The organism is Nocardiopsis sp. NPDC058631 (assembly GCF_042716955.1).
Classification (GTDB): domain Bacteria; phylum Actinomycetota; class Actinomycetes; order Streptosporangiales; family Streptosporangiaceae; genus Nocardiopsis.
The window spans coordinates 1-2,677 of the sequence record NZ_JBHXQY010000193.1 but is presented as its reverse complement, the minus strand read 5'-3'; the positions used below and the strand labels follow the sequence as shown (position 1 = coordinate 2,677).

The window sequence follows — 2,677 nt, the reverse complement described above, 5'->3', positions numbered from 1 at the left end:
CCCGCCTGCAGGACCTTCCCGAGGAACTGGCCCTGCCCACCGACCGGCCACGCCCCCAGGTGTCGTCCTATCGCGGTGGTCGGGTCTCGCTCACGCTCGCCCCCGACGTGTTCGACCGAATCCGCACGGTCGCCCGATCGGCCGGAGCCACCCCCTTCATGGCGGTGCAGGCCGCGGTCGCGGTCCTGCTCTCCCGGCTGGGAGCAGGAGAGGACATCCCGCTGGGCACCGTGGTCGCCGGCCGCGACGACCAGGCCCTGGACGACCTGGTCGGATTCTTCGTCAACACCCTGGTCCTGCGCACAGACGTGTCCGGAAACCCCACCTTCACCGAACTACTCGCCCGCATCCGCCAACACGACCTGGACGACTTCGACCACACCCACCTGCCCTTCGAGCAGGTCGTCGAAGCACTCAGCCCCCCACGCTCCCTCGCACGACACCCCCTCTTCCAAACCTCCATCGGATGGGCGGAAAACACCGGTACAGCTGAGATCGAGCTGTCCGGCACTCACAGCACCGAGGTCACCGGCCATCTGAGCGTCGCCAAGTTCGACCTCTTCATCGCGGCGGGCCCCGAGTCCGACGGCGGTCTGCGGCTGTCGATCGAGTACGCGTGTGACCTGTTCGACCAAGAGACCGCCGAGACCATCGGCCGGCGGCTGGTCCGGGTCCTCACCGCCGCCGCGGCCGACCCCGCCACCACCATCGGCGAGATCGACCTGCTCACCGAGGACGAGTTCACCGCCCTGGTCGTCGACGTCAACGACACCGCTGTCGGTGGACCGCAGTCACTGGTGCACGAACTGTTCGAGGAGCGGGCGAGTGACCGCCCCCATGCGGTGGCGCTGGTCTTTGAGAACGACTCGCTCACCTACGCCGAACTCGACACCCGCGCCAACCGTCTCGCACGCCATCTGCGCGAGCACGCCGTCACCCCGGGCTCACTGGTCGGCGTCCTGCTGGAACGCGGTATCGACCACGCCGTGGCGCTGCTGGCGGTACTCAAGGCCGGTGCCGGATATGTGCCGCTCGACCCCGGTTTCCCCGACGCCCGGCTGGCCTCCATGGTCACGGCGGCGCGTGCCGGTCTGGTCGTCACGCGGCGCGGGCTGCTCGACCGGCGCACTGGTGCCGAGCGGGTCGTTGCGGTGGACACCGAGGCCTTTGTGAACGCCGACTACAGCGGCGCCGGCCTCGGTCTGCGCGTGTCGCCTCGGTCCCCCGCGTGCGTCATGTTCACGTCCGGCTCGACCGGCGTTCCCAAGGGCGTCCTGTCCCCGCACAGCGCGATCGTGTCGACCTTCACCGGGCAGGACGGCTTCGATCTGAGCCCCGAACGTGTCTGGCTCCAGACCGCTCCCGTCTCCTGGGACGCGTTCGCCTTCGAGTTCTGGGGAGCCCTGCTGCACGGAGCGACGTGTGTCCTGCAACCGGGCCAGGTGCCCGACCCCGCGCACATGGTCGAGCTCGTGGCCCGGCACAAGGCAGACTCCTACTTTCTGTCAGCGACCCTGTTCAGCCTGGTCCTGGACGAGTATCCGCAGGTCTTCACCCATGCCTCGCAGGTCTTCACAGGCGGTGAGAAACCCTCCGCGGAACACCTGCGCCGCTTCCGTGAGGCCTTCCCGGACGTGTCGTTGTACAACGGCTACGGCCCCGTGGAGAGCATGGTGTTCACCCATATCCACCAGGTACGCGATGTCCCGGGGACGGGTGTACCCATCGGCGGCCTGCTGGGCAACCGTCGCTGCTACATCCTCGACGAGCGGCTACGTCCGGTCCCGGCCGGTGTCCGGGGTGAGCTGTACGTGGCCGGGGAAGGGCTCGCCCACGGCTATGTGGGACGCGCGGGCCTGACGGCGGAGCGGTTCGTTCCCGACCTCCACGGCGTCCCAGGCGACCGCATGTACCGGACAGGTGACCTCGCCCGTTGGGTCTCCCCCGGTTGCATCGAGTACTTGGGCCGCTCCGACGACCAGGTCAAGGTTCGTGGCTTCCGTGTGGAGCCGGGCGAGATCCAGTCCGTGCTCGTCGCCATGCCCGATATAACTCAAGCCTTCGTCACCGCACTCAGGGACCACAGCGGGATCATGTCCCTGGTCGCCTACGTCGTACCCGCACCAGGTAGCACGCTCGACGGCCTCCGGATACGAGATGCGTCAGCGGAGACACTGCCCGACCACCTGGTTCCGACTGCCGTGGTGGTGCTGCCGGACGGGCTACCGGTGAATCCGAACGGCAAGCTCGACCACAGTGCGCTGCCGGCGCCGGACTTCTCCGGCGCGGCCCACCGTTCCCGCCGGGGCCCCCGCAACGCCCGCGAGGAAGTCCTGTGCTCGCTGTTCGCCCAGGTCCTGGGAGTGGACAGTGTCGGTATCGACGACGACTTCTTCTCCCTGGGCGGCCACTCCCTCCTCGCCATGCGACTGATGGGACGGCTTCGCAGTATCGGTGTCAGCGCCGGGGTAAGCGCTCTCTTCGAGGCACCGACCGTGGCCAGGCTCAGCGACGCCCTCGGGCGGCACTCCGCGGCGAGCGTTCCGGCCCTGGAGCCCGCCGGGTTCCGCCCGTCGGCTCCACCGTTGTCGTTTGCGCAGCGTCGGTTGTGGTTCCTGTCCCGCCTGGAAGGGCCCTCGGCGACCTACAACGTCCCCGTCGTCACCCGCCTGCACGG

1 protein-coding gene is annotated in these 2,677 nt (G+C 68.8%); it reads left to right on the top strand.

What is annotated here, in order from left to right; translation table 11 throughout:
• Positions 1-2,677 (top strand): amino acid adenylation domain-containing protein (locus ACFWTE_RS29845; RefSeq protein WP_378783294.1); only part of this gene is annotated, 2,677 nt, incomplete at both ends.